The organism is Nonomuraea sp. bgisy101, assembly GCF_057708945.1.
In genome coordinates this window covers 27,704-43,012 of sequence record NZ_JBYITD010000030.1, presented here as the reverse complement: position 1 = coordinate 43,012, position 15,309 = coordinate 27,704, and the positions used below count along the sequence as shown (strand labels likewise).

The following is a 15,309-nucleotide window of genomic DNA, read 5'->3' as shown; positions in this document are numbered from 1 at the left end:
CGACAGCGGGCACACGCAGCGTATCCGAAATTGATTACCAATCTGTAACGCTCTCCTTGCTCTCCGTACGGTCCGGATCCCTGCCGGGCACGGGGCCATTCCCGCCGTCCGCTCTCCTCGTGCCGGCCAGGGCGATCACGGACAGCGTCGCCACGGCGGCGAGGCAGGCGAGCGCGACGCATGCCGCGTGGAGCGCGACGGTGAAGCTCGGGCCGTCCAGCCGTCCTCCGCTGAGCGCCGCCAGCATCGCGCCGACGCCCGCGAGCACGACGGTCTCCGTCACCAGCCGCGCGGTGTTGAACAGGCCGGCCGCCGCGCCGACCCGTTCCTGCGGCACGCCGGCGATCGCCAGACCGTCCAGCACGCCGTTCGACAGCCCGACGCCGATCCCTACCAGGGCGAACGGTGCCAGCATCCCCAGCGGGGCGCTGCCCGGTCCCACGGTGACCATCAGCAGCGCCCCCACGCCGCTGATCGCCACCGAACCCGCTGCGGTCGCCACGGGTCGCACCCTCGCAAGCGCCGCGCCGGCCGGGGGCAGCACCACGGCGGGCACGGTGAGCATGAGCAGCCACAGTCCCGCCTGCCCTGGTCCCATGCCGACGACGGAGATCAGGTACGACGGCAGGTAGACCACCAGCGGCACCAGGATGCCCATGAGCGCGCCCGCGGCCACGGCGAACGCCACGAAACGCCGGTCGGCCAGCAGGTCGAGCTCGACCATCGGGTCGGCGGAGCGCCGTTCCACGACGACGAACACGAAGCCGAACGCCACAGCCGCCACGAGGGCACCGAGGACGAGCGGGCTGCCGAACCCCAGGGCGGGCCCCTCGTCCAGCGCGAAGATCAACAGCAGCAGCGACGTGGTGAAGAGCACCGCTCCTCGCCAGTCGACGGTACGGCCCTCGCCGCCCCTGAGCCTGGGCAGCGCGCCGACCAGCGACAGGACGACGGCGGAGATCACCGCGGGCACGGCGAACACCGCCCGCCAGCCGAGCCAGTCCACCAGCAGGCCGCCTGCGGTGGGGCCGAAGGCGAGCCCGGCGCCGAGCACCGCGCCGAGCAGGCCGAAGGCGCGGCTCCTCGCCTGGCCGTCGAAGGCGGCGGCCAGTATCGACGAGCCGCCCGTCGTCGCCGCGGCGGCGCCGATGCCGCCGAGGGCGCGCACGACGTTGAGGACGAGGATGTCACCGGCAAGGGCGCCGGCCAGGCTGCTCGCGCAGAACAGCGCGACGCCGCAGGCGAAGACGCGCCGCCGGCCGAGGACGTCCGTCAGCGAGCCCGCGAACACCAGGAAGGCGGCGAAGCAGGCGTTGTAGCCGTTGACCACCCATTGGGTCGCGGCCAGGCTCGCGCCCAGCTCGGCCCTGATCCCCGGCAGCGCGACCGACGCGCCGGTGATCGTCAAGGGGATGGTGAGGAAGGACAGAAGAACGATGAGAAGAGTTTTGCGCACCGCGCGCTCCGCAGGTCGATCATGGAGCCGGGCAGCGGTGATGGCCGCACCGGCGAACTGACATGCTGATGCGGCGGCTCAGGAAAGGGAGGGCGCCGCCGCTAGAGGCGGCGGACTCTGTCCGAGATGGGCACGGTCTATCTCTATCGGTACAGGCGGGCGATCGTCAAAACCCTTTCGGCCGACCCGAACCACGCGCCCGGCCGGCCCGCCCGGCGGATGGGAGCACGCCCCCGACTTCAACGGTCGAGGACCGTGGCGCAGGGGATGCCGGGAGCCCGCCGGGCCGTGCCGGCGTCACGGACTGGCGTTCGCGGGTCCCCTGAGAACCCCACGGGCCGACGCGGGCGGTCGCGGTCCTGCCGAGCCGTGCGACCGGACCGCCCGCGGGGCATGCGGGCGGTCGCCGGTCAAGGTCTCGTGGCCTCTCGCTTCTCGCTAGGGAGATCAGCCGACGGTGACCTGGACGCCGGCGTCCTCGTCGTCGAGATCGACGTCCACGCCCATCTTGTCGGCGATGCGCAGCGCCTCCTCGATCAGCGTCTCGACGATCTGGGACTCGGGGACGGTCTTGATGACCTCGCCCTTCACGAAGATCTGCCCCTTGCCGTTGCCGGAGGCGACCCCGAGGTCCGCCTCGCGCGCCTCGCCAGGCCCGTTGACGACGCAGCCCATGACCGCGACGCGCAGCGGCACCTTCATGCCCTCGAGCCCGGCCTGGACCTGCTCGGCGAGGGTGTAGACGTCGACCTGGGCGCGCCCGCACGACGGGCAGGAGACGATCTCCAGGCCTCGCTCGCGCAGCCCGAGCGACTCCAGGATCTGGGCGCCGACCTTGACCTCCTCGACGGGAGGAGCGGACAGCGAGACGCGGATGGTGTCGCCGATGCCCTCGGCCAGCAGAGCGCCGAACGCCACGGCGGACTTGATCGTGCCCTGGAAGGCGGGGCCCGCCTCGGTGACGCCGAGGTGCAGCGGGTAGTCGCACTGCATGGCGAGCTGCCGGTAGGCGTTGATCATCACGACGGGGTCGTTGTGCTTGACCGAGATCTTGATGTCGCGGAAGTCGTGCTCCTCGAACAGCGAGCACTCCCACAGCGCCGACTCCACCAGCGCCTCGGGCGTGGCCTTGCCGTACTTCTGCAGCAGCCGGGGGTCGAGGGAGCCCGCGTTGACGCCGATGCGGATCGGCACGCCGTGGTCCTTGGCGGCCCGCGCGATCTCGCCCACCTTGTCGTCGAACTTCTTGATGTTGCCGGGGTTGACGCGGACGGCCGCGCAGCCCGCCTCGATGGCGGCGAAGACGTACTTCGGCTGGAAGTGGATGTCGGCGATGACGGGGATCTGCGACTTCTTGGCGATGATCGGCAGAGCGTCGGCGTCGTCCTGCGACGGCACGGCGACGCGGACGATCTGGCAGCCGGAGGCTGTCAGCTCGGCGATCTGCTGCAGCGTCGCGTTGATGTCGGCCGTGACCGTGGTGGTCATCGACTGGACCGAGACCGGCGCGTCGCCTCCTACCGGCACGGTGCCGACCATGATCTGGCGGGAGTGGCGCCGCTCGGCCAGCGGCTTGGGACGGACCGAAGGGATGCCCAGTGCTACGGAAGTCACGTCCCCCAGTCTAGGCAGCGATAGGGACCGTCCGGTTACGTGGTTGAGAACATCCCTTTGGCGGCATGACGCGCCCATGCGTCAGCGGCGAGAACCTCTTCGATCGATTCGGCCGGAGTTGTGACGTGCTGTTCGACGACCTTCGCCACAGTGTCGACGATCCCCAGGAAGGGAAGTCTGCCTTGCTGGAAAGCCTCGACGCACACCTCGTTGGCGGCGTTGTAGACGGCGGGGGCGGTGCCGCCTTCGGTGCCGACGTGCCTGGCGAGCGCGACCGAGGGGAAGGCCTCGTCGTCGAGCGGCTCGAAGGTCCAGGTGTGCGCCCTCGTCCAGTCGACGGCGGAGGCGGCCCCCGCGACGCGTCCTGGGTGGCCCAGCGCGAGCGCGATCGGCAGCCGCATGTCGGGCGGGCTGGCCTGGGCGATCGTGGAGCCGTCGACGAACTCCACCATGGAGTGGATGATCGACTGCGGGTGGACGACGACCTCGATCCTGTCGAAGCCGATGTCGAAGAGCAGGTGCGCCTCGATCACCTCCAGGCCCTTGTTGACCAGGGTGGCCGAGTTGATGGTGATGACGGGCCCCATCGACCAGGTGGGGTGCGCCATCGCCATCTCGGGCGTGACGTCGGCGAGCTCCGAGCGCCTGCGCCCGCGGAACGGACCTCCGCTGGCCGTGACGACGAGCCTGCTGACCATCTCGGGGTCGTAGCCGCTGCCCGGCGGCGCCGCGGCCCACAGGCTCTGCTGCAGCGCCGAGTGCTCGGAGTCGACGGGGATGATCTGCCCTGGCTTGGCCAGCCGCTTCACCAGCGGCCCTCCGATGATCAGCGACTCCTTGTTGGCCAGGGCGAGCGTGCGCCCCGCCTCCAGGGCGGCCAGCGTGGACGTCAGGCCCAGCGCGCCGGTGATCCCGTTGAGCACGATGTCGGACTCCATGGCCGCCACCTCGGCGACCCCTTCGGGCCCGCCGAGAACGGCGACCCCCGGCAGTTCCCGCCTGAGAGCGGGTACGGCCGCCGCGTCGGCGACCGCGACGACCTTGGCGCCCGTGGCGACGGCCTGACTGGCGAGCAGGTCGAGCCGCCCTCCTCCCGCGGCGAGCGCGGTGACGCGGAACCGCCCGGGGTTGCGGTCGATGACGTCGAGGGCCTGGGTGCCGATGGATCCTGTCGATCCGAGCACGGTCACGGAGCGGGAGAGGTCTGAGTCCACGGGCCCATTGTTCCGCATGCGCCGCAACTCCTGTTAACCAGGTGAATTCATGTAAATAAATGTCCGAATAACGCTATATCCGTCTACGCAAATCTTGAGAAATCTGGATATTGGTGCCGCTAACTTCCAACCTCAGTTCCGGTCAATGGAGGTACGCATGCACCGCAGACTCGCTCTGCTTTCCATCCTCACCATCGCCGCCGGCACGGCGACACTGCCGGCGGCGGCGGCACAGGCGGGAGCGGAACCGAAGCCGGTTACCGAGGAGGCCGCCGAGACCAAGACCGAGCAGAAGGCGGTCACGCAGTACTGGACTCCGGAGAAGATGGAGGACGCCCAGCCGCTCAACCCGCCCGCCCCCAAGTCCGGCGCCAAGCTCGGCGCGCCGGGCGAGCCGACCACGGGCGTCCCGTGGGAGGCCCCGCCCACGAGCTCGACCCCCACCGACCCCCAGGCCGCCAAGGCGAGCTCCGGCACCGCCTGGACCGGCGGCGGTGCGATCACCAAGACCGCGGGACGGGTGTTCTTCACCTACCAGGGCCGCAACGCCTCCTGCTCGGGCAACGCGGTGACCAGCGCGAACAAGAGCGTGGTGATGACCGCGGGCCACTGCGTGAAGATGGGCGGCGCCTTCCACACCAACTGGGTGTTCGTGCCCGGCTACGACAAGGGCGCGCGGCCGCACGGCACGTGGGTGGCCACCAAGTTGCTGACCACGCCGCAGTGGGACTCCCGCGAGGACATCAACTACGACGTCGCCGCCGTGGTGGTGGCGCCGCTGCAGGGCAGGACCCTGACGGACGCCGTGGGCGGGCAGGGCGTGGCCTTCAACCAGGGCAGGCGCCAGCAGATGCACTCCTTCGGCTACCCGGCCGCCGCGCCGTACGACGGGTCGAAGCTGGTCTACTGCAGCGGCAAGGCCTTCGACGACTTCCTGATGTCGAAGGACCACGGGCTGACCTGCAACATGACCGGCGGTTCGAGCGGCGGGCCATGGTTCGTGAGCTTCGACGAGAAGACGGGGCTCGGCACGCAGAACTCGGTGAACAGTTTCAAGTACAACTTCGCGCCCAACTGGATGTTCGGCCCGTATTTCGGCACCGAGGCGCAGGCCGTCTACAACGCGGCGCAGAATACGAACGCGCTCTGAGCTGATTTACCGAAAGTAGTCACAAGAACACACCTAGTAGTGCAGACTCGGGGCTCATGACCTCGAGCCTCCCCCTGCTTGCGTCCGCACCTCTCGTCGCAGGCATGATGGGCGCGGCACTCATCGGCGCCACGCCCGTTCACCACGCTCCGAAGCAGGACGTCGCCGCTCCTGCGCGGCCGGCGGACGTCGTCGAGCACGTGGCCGCACGCAGCTCTCACGAGCAGCGCCGCGTGCTCGACTACTGGACACCGCGGCGGATGTCGCAGGCCCTGCCCATCACGCTGCTCGACACCGTGACCAAGGGCGGGCCGGCCAAGGACGGCGGCCTGCTCAGCGGTCTCAGCAGCCGGATGGGCCTGGTCACCGCGCCCGAACTGGCGGGCGCCACGGGCAGGGTCGGCACGCCGCGCAGACAGACGGCCAGACCCGCGGCCACGACCAGCGGCTCCCACTGGATGACGGGCGGAGCGGTCACCCGCACGACGGGGCGGGTGTTCCTGACGATGGACGGCGTCGACTTCGTCTGCTCGGCCAGCACGGTCAAGAGCGCCAACAAGGACGTCGTGGTCACCGCGGGTCACTGCGTCAAGGACGGCAAGGGCGCCTGGGCGGCCAACTGGACGTTCGTGCCGGGCTACGAGGCCGGGGGCGGCAGGCCGTACGGCACCTTCACCGCTCGCCGCATGTTCGTTGCCGGCCCGTGGTCGCGTTCCGGCGACGACAGCTACGACGTCGGCATGGTCGCGCTCAACACCTCGGGCGGCAGGCACGTCGCCGACACGGTCGGCGTCCAGGACATCGCCTTCAACCCCGGCCGCGGCGGGCAGACCTACGGCTTCGGCTTCCCCGCCGACCCTCCGTTCGACGGCGAGCGGCTCATCTATTGCGCGGGCAGGGTCGGCGACGACCCCCACGGCCAGACCCGCGACCAGGGCCTGCGCTGCGACATGACCGCCGGTTCGAGCGGCGGCCCCTGGCTGTCCTCCTTCGACGCGGTGACCGGGCGCGGCACGCTGACATCGGTGAGCAGCTTCAAGTACAGCGACGACCGCGGCACCATGTACGGCCCCTACTTCGGCGACTCCGCCAAGGCCCTGTTCGCCACCGCCGAAAGGGCCTGACCGGACGGCAAGGGAGTGACCAGGACGGACGGCCGGCCGCGTACTCGGACACGTGCCGATCCGGCCGGCGCGCTGTCACAACGCTGAAATACGGGCGCAACACGCGACCGGGACCTCCTGCCGGCCTCTACGCCTCCTCCGGCTATCGTCCGATCCCCCGTTTCGGCCCCTACGCGGAGTGCGCGGAGAGCGTCTGCTTCGAGAAGCACCTCTAGCCGGACGCCTGCTCAAACACCGCCTCCTAGCAGGCATTTCGCAAAATATTTGGCTGAATGACCAGTCAGTGGGTATGGTTCGCAGCATGAGAATCCTGCTTGTGGGAGCCGGCGGCGTCGGCTCCGCCGTCGTGTCCATCGCCGCCCGCCGAGATTTCTTCGAACACATCGTGGTGGCCGACTCCAAACAGAACCGGGCGGCCGAGGCCGTCGCCAAGGTGAACGACCCCAGGTTCAGCGCCGTCGAGCTGGACGCCTCCGACCGGGCCCAGGTCACGGCCGCCCTGCGCGAGCACCGCTGCGACGTGCTGTTCAACGCCGTGGATCCTCGCTTCACCATGTCCCTGTTCGACGCCGCGCTCGAGGCGGGCGCCCACTACCTGGACATGGCCATGTCCCTGTCCAGGCCGCACCCGCGCAGGCCGTACGAGCTGACGGGCGTGAAGCTCGGCGACGAGCAGTTCGCCCGCGACCGCGACTGGCGCGCGAACGGCAGGCTCGCGCTGGTCGGGATGGGTGTGGAGCCGGGGCTGGCGGACGTGTTCGCCAGGTACGCCGCCGACCACCTGTTCGAGACGATCGACGAGGTGGGCATCAGGGACGGCTCCAACCTGGTCGTCGAGGGCTACGACTTCGCGCCGACCTTCTCCATCTGGACCACGATCGAGGAGTGTCTGAACCCTCCCGTGGTGTGGGAGGACGGCGGGTGGCGCACGACCGAACCGTTCAGCGAGCCGGAGGTGTTCGACTTCCCCGAGGGCATCGGCCCCGTGGAGTGCGTGAACGTCGAGCACGAGGAAGTGCTGCTGGTCCCGAGGTGGATCGACGCCAAGAGGGTGACGTTCAAGTACGGCCTGGGCGAGGAGTTCATCGGCGTGCTGAAGACCCTCCGCAAGCTGGGCCTCGACGGCACCGACAAGGTCAGGGTGGGCAAGGAGGAGGTGGCGCCGCGTGACGTGGTCGCCGCCAGGCTGCCCGACCCTGCGACGCTCGGCGACAGGATGCGCGGCAAGACCTGCGCGGGCACGTGGGTGAAGGGCACCGGCAAGGACGGCCTGCCGCGCGAGGTGTACCTGTACCACGTGGTCGACAACGCCTGGTCGATGAAGGAGTACGGCGCGCAGGCCGTGGTGTGGCAGACCGCCATCCACCCCGTGGTCGCGCTGGAGCTCCTGGCGCGCGGCGCGTGGAAGGGCGAGGGCGTGCTGGGCCCCGAGGCGTTCGACGCGGTGCCGTTCCTCGAACTGCTCAACGAGTACGGCTCGCCGTGGGGGATGCGGGAGCAGTCGAGGACGCGGGCGGCCTAGAGACCGGGGAAGGCCACCACACCGGCGGGAAAGATCGGGAACAGCGCCTCCGCGCAGTCGACGCACGCCATCACGCGTGAGTCGTCGGAAAGACGGCCGACGTGCACCCTGGGGCGCGGCCAGCGCTTGTGACAGACGACGCACGCGTCGCCCTCACGTTGCGCCGCGCTCATACCGTCGGCGTCGAAGCTCACCAGGCCGGGCCAGTCCATCACACTCCTCGCGCTAGCCGCTGGGGGTCATACCCGAACCGTTATAGCCCGGTGATCGTTTAGCGCGGTGCCAAGCGACGGTGAAAACTCGGCGATGGCGACACGCAAAAACGGGCATCCAGCGCAAGCCGGATGCCCGATTTTCACGTAGTTATGCGGACAGCGCCTTTTCGAGGATGCCGAGACCCTCTTCGAGTAGGTGCTGGGGCATGACGAGCGGCGGCAGGAAGCGCAGCACGTTGCCGTAGGTCCCCGCCGTCAGCACGAGCAGGCCCTCGGCGTGACACCTGCGGACGATCTCGGCCACGGCCTCGGGGTTGGGCTCCTTGGTACCGGGCTTGACCAGCTCGATCGCGATCATCGCGCCACGCCCGCGGACGTCGCCGATGATGTCGAAGCGCTCCTGCATGGCCTTCAGCCTCGGCAGCATGATCTCGCCGATGCGGCGTGCCTTACCGACCAGATCCTCCGACTCGATCGTCTCCAGGACGCCGAGCGCGGCCTCGCACGCGAGCGGGTTGCCGCCGTAGGTGCCGCCGAGGCCGCCCGCGTGCACCTTGTCGAGCAGGTCGGCGCGGCCGGTGACCGCGGCCAGCGGCAGGCCGCCCGCGATGCCCTTGGCGGTGGCGATGATGTCGGGCACGACACCCTCGTCCTCGCAGGCGAACAGCCGGCCCGTGCGCGCGAAGCCGGTCTGCACCTCATCGGCGATGAAGACGATGCCGTTCTCCCGGCAGAACTCGGCGATGCGCGGCAGGAAGCCCTTGGCGGGCTCGATGAAGCCACCCTCACCGGCGATCGGCTCGATCACGACCGCGGCCACGTTGGTGGCGCCGATCTGCTTGGTGATCGCGTCGATGGCCTGGGCGGCGGCCTCCTCCGCGCAGTTCTCGGGGCCGGTCGGCCAGCGGAACGGGTAGGCGAGCGGCACCCGGTAGACCTCGGGCGCGAACGGACCGAAGCCCTGCTTGTAGGGCATGTTCTTGGCGGTGAGCGTCATCGTCAGCAGCGTGCGCCCGTGGTAGCCGTGGTCGAACACGACGACGGCCTGCCTGCCGGTGGCCAGGCGCGCGACCTTGACCGCGTTCTCGACGGCCTCGGCGCCGCTGTTCACGAGGAACGTGCGCTTCTCGTGGTCGCCGGGCGTGAGGCTGTTGAGCTTCTCGCACACCTCGACGTACGACTCGTAGGGCGTGACCATGAAGCAGGTGTGCGTGAAGTCGGCGACCTGCTTGGTGACCCGCTCGACCACGCGAGGAGCGGCGTTGCCCACGCTGGTCACGGCGATGCCGGAGCCGAAGTCGATCAGGGAGTTGCCGTCGATGTCGACGACGACACCGCCACCGGCCTGGGTCACGAAGACCGGCAGCGTCGTGCCGATGCCTGGCGGTACCGCCGCCTGCTTGCGTGCGAGCAGCTCCCGCGACTTCGGTCCTGGGATCTCGGTGACGAGGCGGCGCTCCTGCGGAAGCGCGGGGCCTCCCTGCTTGTTGCTCATGCTGCGACGGTACGGCGGGCGGCGCCATGTCTCGATGTGTCGTGATGGCACAATGGGCCTAGCTCGCTTTGCCGGAATGGACAAACACTCGATGGCGCCTTCTCTGCAGACAGTGGTGCGCCGCATGCGGCTGCTTCCGCTGGCCGGTTCGCTCGACCGCCCTGTGCGGTGGGTCGCGGTCAGCGAGTTGGAAGATCCGACGCCGTTCCTGGAGGGCGGCGAACTGGTCCTCACCACGGGGATGCGCCTGACGGCCGACTTCGGCCCCTACGTCGGCAGGCTGGTCGAACGTGGGGTGGCGGGGCTCGGCTTCGCCGTGGGGCTGACCCACGAGAAGGTGCCCGAGGAGCTGGTCGAGGCGGCGGCCGCGGCGGGGCTCCCGCTGTTGGAGGTGCCGCGCGAGACGCCGTTCATCGCGATCGGCAAGACGGTCAGCGAGCTGCTGGCGGCCGAGCGGTACGAGGAGCTCAGCCGGGCGTTCGCCGCGCAGGGCAGGCTGACGCGGGCGGCGCTGCGCCCCGAGGGCACACACGCGCTGATCGACAGGCTGGCCAGGGAGGTCGAGGGCTGGGCCGCGCTGCTCGGCGAGTCGGGCGAGGTCGAGCACGCGACGCCCGCCGCCCGCCTCGACACCGTCGTTCCCGTCCTCGACCGGCTGCGCCGCGCGTCAAGGGACGGCCATCCCGCCGAGCGGCCGCTGTCCAGCGTGGCGCTGTCGTCTCCTGGCGAGCACGTGATCGTGCAGCCGATCGGGGGCGTGTCCAGACGCATCCGCGGCTTCTTCGCGGTCGGCGCCCCGCACCCCTTCTCCCCCGTGGCGCACACCGTCATCAACGCCGCAGGCTCCCTGCTCACCCTCGCGCTGGAGCAGGGCAGGACGCTGGTGGCGGCCGAGCGCGGCGTCCGCTCGGCCGTTCTGGCCCTGCTGCTGGCGGGCGAGATCGAGCAGGCGCGCGCGGCGCTGGCCCCGCTGGGCGGGCGGCTGCCCGACGAGCCCTTCACCGTCCTGGCGGCCGACGTCGAGACGCTGGAGCCGCTGGAGCCGCACACGTTCACCAGCGGAGGGATCGCGCTGGTCGGGGAGGTCCCCGCGCCGCTCGACGGCCCCGTCGGGGCGAGCTCGCCGGTGCTGTACGGCGAGCTGGGAAGCGGCATCGACCAGGCGGCCCGCGCGCTGGAGTCGGCGCGCAAGGCGGGCGCGGGGACGGTCAGCTTCGCCGACCTGGCGGGGCAGGGCCTGCTGGCGCTGCTCGACCCCGCGGCGGCGAGCGCGTTCGCCTCCGCGATGCTCGCCCCGCTCCACGAGTACGGCTCGCGGGCCGACCTCATCGAGTCGTTGCGCGCGTATCTGACGGCCAACGGCCACTGGGACGCGGCGGCGCAGCGGCTCGGCGTGCACAGGCACACGCTGCGCTACCGGATGAAGCGCGTGTCGGAGCTGCTCGGCCGTGACCTCGACGACCCGGGGGTGCGCGCCGAACTGTGGATCGCGCTCAACTCTTCGGGGCCAGGTAGCCGCAGATCGTCGCGGTCGTGACGGCCTCGTAGGTGCGGCCGTCGCGCAGGTGACCCGCGCGTTCGAGGCTGATCGCGCCCTGCGCGGCGGCCCACAGCGCGTCGGCGATCTTGCGGGGTTGGGTGGGGACGAGGTATCCGGCCGAGATGCAGTCGGAGATCACCCTGTCGAGGATGTTGAGGGCGGCGCGGGCCAGGGTTCTCGCGCGCTCGCTCGGCTCGAACCCGGGGATCGCCTTCTCGAACATCAGCGTGTAGAAGCCCGGCTCGGCCATGCACGCCTCGCGGTAGGCGGGGCCGAGCGCGGTGAGGTACTCGAAGGGATCCTTCCGCGCGGGCACGCCTTCGAGGAAGCGGCGGAACCGCTCGAAGCCCTCCAGGTAGAGCGCCTCGGCCAGGCCCTCCCTGCTGCCGAACATCGTGTAGATGACCGTCGTCGAGCAGCCCGCCTCGGTGGCGATCCTGCGCATCGACAGACCGTCCGCGCCCTCGGTGGTCAGCAGGGTCGCGGCGACCTCAAGGAGACGGCCGCGGAGCTGATCGTGAGATGTCCTCTCGCCCAGCAGGTAGGCACCCTGAAGCCCCAGCGGCGCAGTGGAGGTCATGGGGCTTGGCCTTTCACGCTCGGAGGAACCGCACCAAGAGGACTTAGCCAGTACGGAGATCGCTCAAACCACTCGACAACCTAAACATCCCGAAATAGCACTACTTCCGTTACACAGTCAGGAAAGAGCCTTTGTTCGTAACGGCCTGACGCCCCCGCGCTGTTGTGCAACGTGGAGAACTTACCCGCCCCGGGTTCTGGCATAGCGTCGGGGTATGGACGTGCGCACCTTCTGGCTCGCTGGAAGCCCCGCCAAGGGGGACACCGAGCTCACCGTTACCAACTCCCACGACGGTCGCGTGGTCGGCACCTACTCGGTGCCCACCGACGCGCAGGTCGAGGAGGCGATCGCCGCGGCGGACGCCGTACAGAAGGAGGCCGCCGCGCTGCCCGTGCACGTGCGTGCCGAGGCGCTGGCCCACGTGGCCAAGCGGCTGGCCGAGCGGGCCGAGGAGATCGCTCAGCTGATCACCGGCGAGAACGGCAAGCCGATCTTCTGGGCGCGCGGCGAGGTCAACCGCGCGATCTCGACCTTCCGCTTCGCCGCCGAGGAGGCCAGGCGCTGGTCGGGCGGGGTGCAGCGGCTCGACACCGAGCCCGCGGCCAAGGGCCGCCTCGGCTACGTCACCCGGCAGCCGCGCGGACCCGTGCTGGCGATCACGCCCTTCAACTTCCCGCTGAACCTCGTGGCGCACAAGGTCGCTCCCGCGATCGCGGTGGGCGCCCCTGTGATCGTCAAGCCCGCCCCCGCCACGCCGCTGTCGTCGCTGGTGCTCGGCGAGATCCTGGCCGAGACGGACCTGCCGGCGGGCATGTTCTCCGTGCTGCCCATCGAGAACGAGCGGGCCGCCGCCCTGGTGCAGGACCCACGCCTGCCCGTGGTGTCCTTCACCGGCTCCGGCCCGGTCGGCTACGCGATCATGGACCAGGTGCCTCGCAAGCACGTGACGCTGGAGCTGGGCGGCAACGCCGCCGCCGTCGTGCTCGCCGACGCCGACCTCGACTGGGCCGCCTCCCGCGTGGCGCTGTTCTCCAACTACCAGGCGGGCCAGAGCTGCATCGCCGTCCAGCGGGTCATCGTCGAGGAGTCGGTGCGCGAGGCCTTCGAGGAGAAGCTGCTCACCGCGGTCTCCGGCCTGGTCACCGGCGACCCCCTTGACGAGAAGACCCAGGTGGGGCCGCTGGTCTCGCTGGCCGCGGCCGAGCGCGTCGCGGCGTGGGTGGACGAGGCCGTGACCTCGGGTGCCCGCGTGCTGGCCGGCGGCACCCGCGACGGCGCCACCATCGCGCCCACGGTCCTCACCGACGTCGCCGAGGACTCGAAGGTCTCCTGCGAGGAGGTCTTCGGGCCCGTCATGATCCTCAAGTCGGTCGCGTCGGTCGACGAGGCGTTCGCCGAGGTCAACTCCTCCAAGTTCGGCCTGCAGGCCGGGGTGTTCACCCGCTCGCTCGACGTGGCCTTCCGGGCCAACCGGGAGCTGGAGGTGGGCGGCGTGATCATCGGTGACGTGCCTTCCTACCGCGCCGACCAGATGCCCTACGGCGGCGTCAAGGAGTCCGGCGTCGGCCGCGAGGGCGTCCACTCGGCGATGGAGGACCTCACCTACGAGAAGGTCATGGTCCTCACAGGCCTGTCGCTCTGATCGGGCCCCGGGCGGGGAGGGCCGACGCCTGTTCCCCGCCCGGGCTCCGGCGCTAGGGCCGCAGAGCCGCCAGCTGCTGCTCGAACGGGACGACCTCGTCGACCTCGCGAGCGACCGGCTGCTCCTTGCCCATCAGCGCGGCCAGCTCGGAGGCCGCGCGCTCGATGCGGTCGGGCAGTCCCTCGGCGCCCCAGTCCTCCGAGGCCGCGTAGACCGCCGTCGGGACGACGATCGCCCGCAGGTAGGCGAACATCGGGCGCAGCGCGTGCTCCAGTGCCAGGGAGTGCCTGGCCGTGCCGCCGGTGGCGGCGATCAGCACCGGCTTGCCCGCGAGGGCGTCGTTCTCGATCACGTCGAAGAACGACTTGAACAGGCCGCTGTACGACGCGGTGAAGATCGGCGTGACGGCGATCAGACCGTCGGCCGAGGTCACCGCGTCGATGGCGCGGCGCAGCTTGGCGCCGGGGAATCCGGTCACCAGGTTGTTGGCGATGTCGACGGCCAGGTCGCGCAGCTCGATGACCTCGATCTCCACCTCCGGCAGCCTGGCGCCGCTCGCCGACGCCAGGCGGTCGGCCAGCAGGCGGGTCGAGGACGGCTGGCTGAGACCGGCCGAGACGACGGCGAGCTTCATGGGTCACACTCCTACGGCAGTGGCCTTGGCCAGCAGCGACTGGTGGGTGGGGGCGTCGGGCACGTTGGCCGGACGGCCGACGGCGAACTCCTTGCGGAGCACGGGCACGACCTCCTCGCCGAGGATGTCGAGCTGTTCGAGCACGGTCTTCAGCGGCAGGCCCGCGTGGTCCATCAGGAACAGCTGGCGCTGGTAGTCGCCGAAGTACTCCCTGAACTTGAGAGTCCGCTCGATGACCTGGTCGGGGCTGCCGACCGTGAGCGGGGTCTCCGCCATGAACTCCTCCAGTGAGGGGCCGTGGCCGTACACGGGGGCGTTGTCGAAGTACGGACGGAACTCGCGGATCGCGTCCTGGGAGTTCTTCCGCATGAACACCTGGCCGCCGAGACCGACGATGGCCTGCTCGGGGAGGCCGTGGCCGTAGTGCGCGTAACGCCTCCTGTACAGGTCGATCAGCCGCTGGTAGTGCTCCTTCGGCCAGAAGATGTTGTTGGCGAAGAACCCGTCGCCGTAGTAGGCGGCCTGCTCGGCGATCTCGGGGCTGCGGATCGAGCCGTGCCAGACGAACGGCGGCACGCCGTCGAGGGGCGCGGGCGTCGAGGTGTAGCCCTGCAGCGGGGTGCGGAAGCGGCCTTCCCAGTCGACGACCGGCTCGCGCCACAGCCGGTGCAGCAGCGCGTAGTTCTCGATGGCCAGCGGGATGCCGTCGCGGATGTCCTTGCCGAACCAGGGGTAGACAGGGCCGGTGTTGCCGCGGCCCATCATGAGGTCGACCCGCCCGTCGGCGAGGTGCTGCAGCATCGCGAAGTCCTCCGCGATCTTCACCGGGTCGTTGGTGGTGATCAGCGTCGTGGACGTCGACAGGACGAGCCGCTCGGTCTTGGCCGCGATGTAGCCGAGCATGGTCGTCGGCGACGAGGCGACGAACGGCGGGTTGTGGTGCTCGCCGGTCGCGAAGACGTCGAGGCCGACCTCTTCGGCCTTGAGCGCGATGGCGACCATCGCCTTGATCCGCTCGGCCTCGGTCGGCGTCGTGCCGGTGGTCGGGTCGGGGGTGACGTCGCTGACCGTGAAGATACCGAACTGCATGGCGATCTCCGCTCCCTACGTTGAAGTTTCAATC

13 protein-coding genes are annotated in these 15,309 nt (G+C 70.2%); 5 read left to right on the top strand and 8 right to left on the bottom strand.

Features of this window, described 5'->3' with window-relative positions; genetic code table 11:
• Nucleotides 1-34 precede the first annotated feature (34 nt).
• From AC3EO4_RS41270 to dxr, 3 genes are all read right to left on the bottom strand, one after another.
• Complete coding sequence (locus AC3EO4_RS41270; protein ID WP_431900986.1) at nucleotides 35-1,456, bottom strand: MFS transporter; 1,422 nt, start codon at nucleotides 1,454-1,456, stop codon at nucleotides 35-37.
• A gap of 447 nt (nucleotides 1,457-1,903) precedes the next feature.
• Entirely contained in the window at nucleotides 1,904-3,070 is a 1,167-nt protein-coding gene (ispG, locus tag AC3EO4_RS41265; RefSeq protein ID WP_379581898.1) for a flavodoxin-dependent (E)-4-hydroxy-3-methylbut-2-enyl-diphosphate synthase, read from the bottom strand.
• A 35-nt stretch (nucleotides 3,071-3,105) separates the two neighbouring features.
• Nucleotides 3,106-4,302, bottom strand: coding sequence for a 1-deoxy-D-xylulose-5-phosphate reductoisomerase (gene dxr, locus AC3EO4_RS41260; RefSeq protein WP_379581900.1), 1,197 nt, complete (start codon nucleotides 4,300-4,302; stop codon nucleotides 3,106-3,108).
• Nucleotides 4,303-4,441: 139 nt separating this feature from the next.
• Here dxr and AC3EO4_RS41255 point away from each other — a divergent pair, with 139 nt between their 5' ends.
• The 3 genes from AC3EO4_RS41255 (at nucleotide 4,442) to AC3EO4_RS41245 (ending at nucleotide 8,080) form a co-directional block, all read left to right on the top strand.
• Entirely contained in the window at nucleotides 4,442-5,434 is a 993-nt protein-coding gene (locus AC3EO4_RS41255; RefSeq protein WP_431900983.1) for a trypsin-like serine peptidase, read from the top strand.
• 56 nt (nucleotides 5,435-5,490) lie between these two features.
• A complete protein-coding gene (locus AC3EO4_RS41250; protein WP_379581903.1) occupies nucleotides 5,491-6,558 on the top strand; it encodes a trypsin-like serine peptidase in 1,068 nt (355 codons plus the stop codon).
• A gap of 301 nt (nucleotides 6,559-6,859) precedes the next feature.
• A complete protein-coding gene (locus tag AC3EO4_RS41245) occupies nucleotides 6,860-8,080 on the top strand; it encodes a saccharopine dehydrogenase family protein (RefSeq protein ID WP_379581905.1) in 1,221 nt (406 codons plus the stop codon).
• On the opposite strand, the gene AC3EO4_RS41240 is transcribed toward AC3EO4_RS41245, so the two are convergent.
• Together AC3EO4_RS41240 and gabT are read right to left on the bottom strand one after the other, a co-directional pair.
• Complete coding sequence (locus AC3EO4_RS41240; RefSeq protein WP_379581907.1) at nucleotides 8,077-8,292, bottom strand: hypothetical protein; 216 nt, start codon at nucleotides 8,290-8,292, stop codon at nucleotides 8,077-8,079. The genes AC3EO4_RS41245 and AC3EO4_RS41240 overlap by 4 nt on opposite strands.
• Before the next feature lie 151 nt (nucleotides 8,293-8,443).
• A complete protein-coding gene (gene gabT, locus AC3EO4_RS41235; RefSeq protein ID WP_379581909.1) occupies nucleotides 8,444-9,790 on the bottom strand; it encodes a 4-aminobutyrate--2-oxoglutarate transaminase in 1,347 nt (448 codons plus the stop codon).
• A gap of 124 nt (nucleotides 9,791-9,914) precedes the next feature.
• Between gabT and AC3EO4_RS41230 the strand changes: the two genes are divergently transcribed.
• Nucleotides 9,915-11,327 (top strand): PucR family transcriptional regulator, encoded by a 1,413-nt coding sequence (locus AC3EO4_RS41230; RefSeq protein WP_431900977.1) that lies wholly within the window; start codon nucleotides 9,915-9,917, stop codon nucleotides 11,325-11,327.
• Here the strand turns inward: AC3EO4_RS41230 and AC3EO4_RS41225 are convergent.
• The gene (locus tag AC3EO4_RS41225; RefSeq protein ID WP_379581914.1) at nucleotides 11,284-11,910 is read right to left on the bottom strand and encodes a TetR/AcrR family transcriptional regulator; all 627 of its coding nucleotides are present in this window, start codon (nucleotides 11,908-11,910) and stop codon (nucleotides 11,284-11,286) included. The two genes, AC3EO4_RS41230 and AC3EO4_RS41225, sit on opposite strands and share 44 nt — an antisense overlap.
• 214 nt (nucleotides 11,911-12,124) lie before the next feature.
• Here AC3EO4_RS41225 and AC3EO4_RS41220 point away from each other — a divergent pair, with 214 nt between their 5' ends.
• Complete coding sequence (locus tag AC3EO4_RS41220) at nucleotides 12,125-13,552, top strand: aldehyde dehydrogenase family protein (RefSeq protein WP_379581916.1); 1,428 nt, start codon at nucleotides 12,125-12,127, stop codon at nucleotides 13,550-13,552.
• Nucleotides 13,553-13,604: 52 nt separating this feature from the next.
• Here the strand turns inward: AC3EO4_RS41220 and AC3EO4_RS41215 are convergent, their stop codons facing one another.
• Nucleotides 13,605-14,186: an FMN reductase gene (locus AC3EO4_RS41215; RefSeq protein WP_379581918.1), complete on the bottom strand. Its 582-nt coding sequence runs from the start codon at nucleotides 14,184-14,186 to the stop codon at nucleotides 13,605-13,607.
• A gap of 3 nt (nucleotides 14,187-14,189) precedes the next feature.
• Nucleotides 14,190-15,275, bottom strand: a complete 1,086-nt coding sequence (locus AC3EO4_RS41210) for an LLM class flavin-dependent oxidoreductase (protein WP_431900973.1) — start codon at nucleotides 15,273-15,275, stop codon at nucleotides 14,190-14,192.
• Nucleotides 15,276-15,309: the final 34 nt, after the last annotated feature.

What these genes read in the sequence shown, in the direction of transcription:
- dxr (WP_379581900.1), bottom strand. Translation starts at nt 4,302, where the DNA reads ATGCGGAACAATGGGCCCGTGGACTCAGACCTCTCCCGCTCCGTGACC.
- AC3EO4_RS41255 (WP_431900983.1), top strand. Translation starts at nt 4,442, where the DNA reads ATGCACCGCAGACTCGCTCTGCTTTCCATCCTCACCATCGCCGCCGGC.
- AC3EO4_RS41250 (WP_379581903.1), top strand. Translation starts at nt 5,491, where the DNA reads ATGACCTCGAGCCTCCCCCTGCTTGCGTCCGCACCTCTCGTCGCAGGC.
- AC3EO4_RS41245 (WP_379581905.1), top strand. Translation starts at nt 6,860, where the DNA reads ATGAGAATCCTGCTTGTGGGAGCCGGCGGCGTCGGCTCCGCCGTCGTG.
- AC3EO4_RS41240 (WP_379581907.1), bottom strand. Translation starts at nt 8,292, where the DNA reads ATGGACTGGCCCGGCCTGGTGAGCTTCGACGCCGACGGTATGAGCGCG.
- gabT (WP_379581909.1), bottom strand. Translation starts at nt 9,790, where the DNA reads ATGAGCAACAAGCAGGGAGGCCCCGCGCTTCCGCAGGAGCGCCGCCTC.
- AC3EO4_RS41230 (WP_431900977.1), top strand. Translation starts at nt 9,915, where the DNA reads ATGCGGCTGCTTCCGCTGGCCGGTTCGCTCGACCGCCCTGTGCGGTGG.
- AC3EO4_RS41225 (WP_379581914.1), bottom strand. Translation starts at nt 11,910, where the DNA reads ATGACCTCCACTGCGCCGCTGGGGCTTCAGGGTGCCTACCTGCTGGGC.
- AC3EO4_RS41220 (WP_379581916.1), top strand. Translation starts at nt 12,125, where the DNA reads ATGGACGTGCGCACCTTCTGGCTCGCTGGAAGCCCCGCCAAGGGGGAC.
- AC3EO4_RS41215 (WP_379581918.1), bottom strand. Translation starts at nt 14,186, where the DNA reads ATGAAGCTCGCCGTCGTCTCGGCCGGTCTCAGCCAGCCGTCCTCGACC.
- AC3EO4_RS41210 (WP_431900973.1), bottom strand. Translation starts at nt 15,275, where the DNA reads ATGCAGTTCGGTATCTTCACGGTCAGCGACGTCACCCCCGACCCGACC.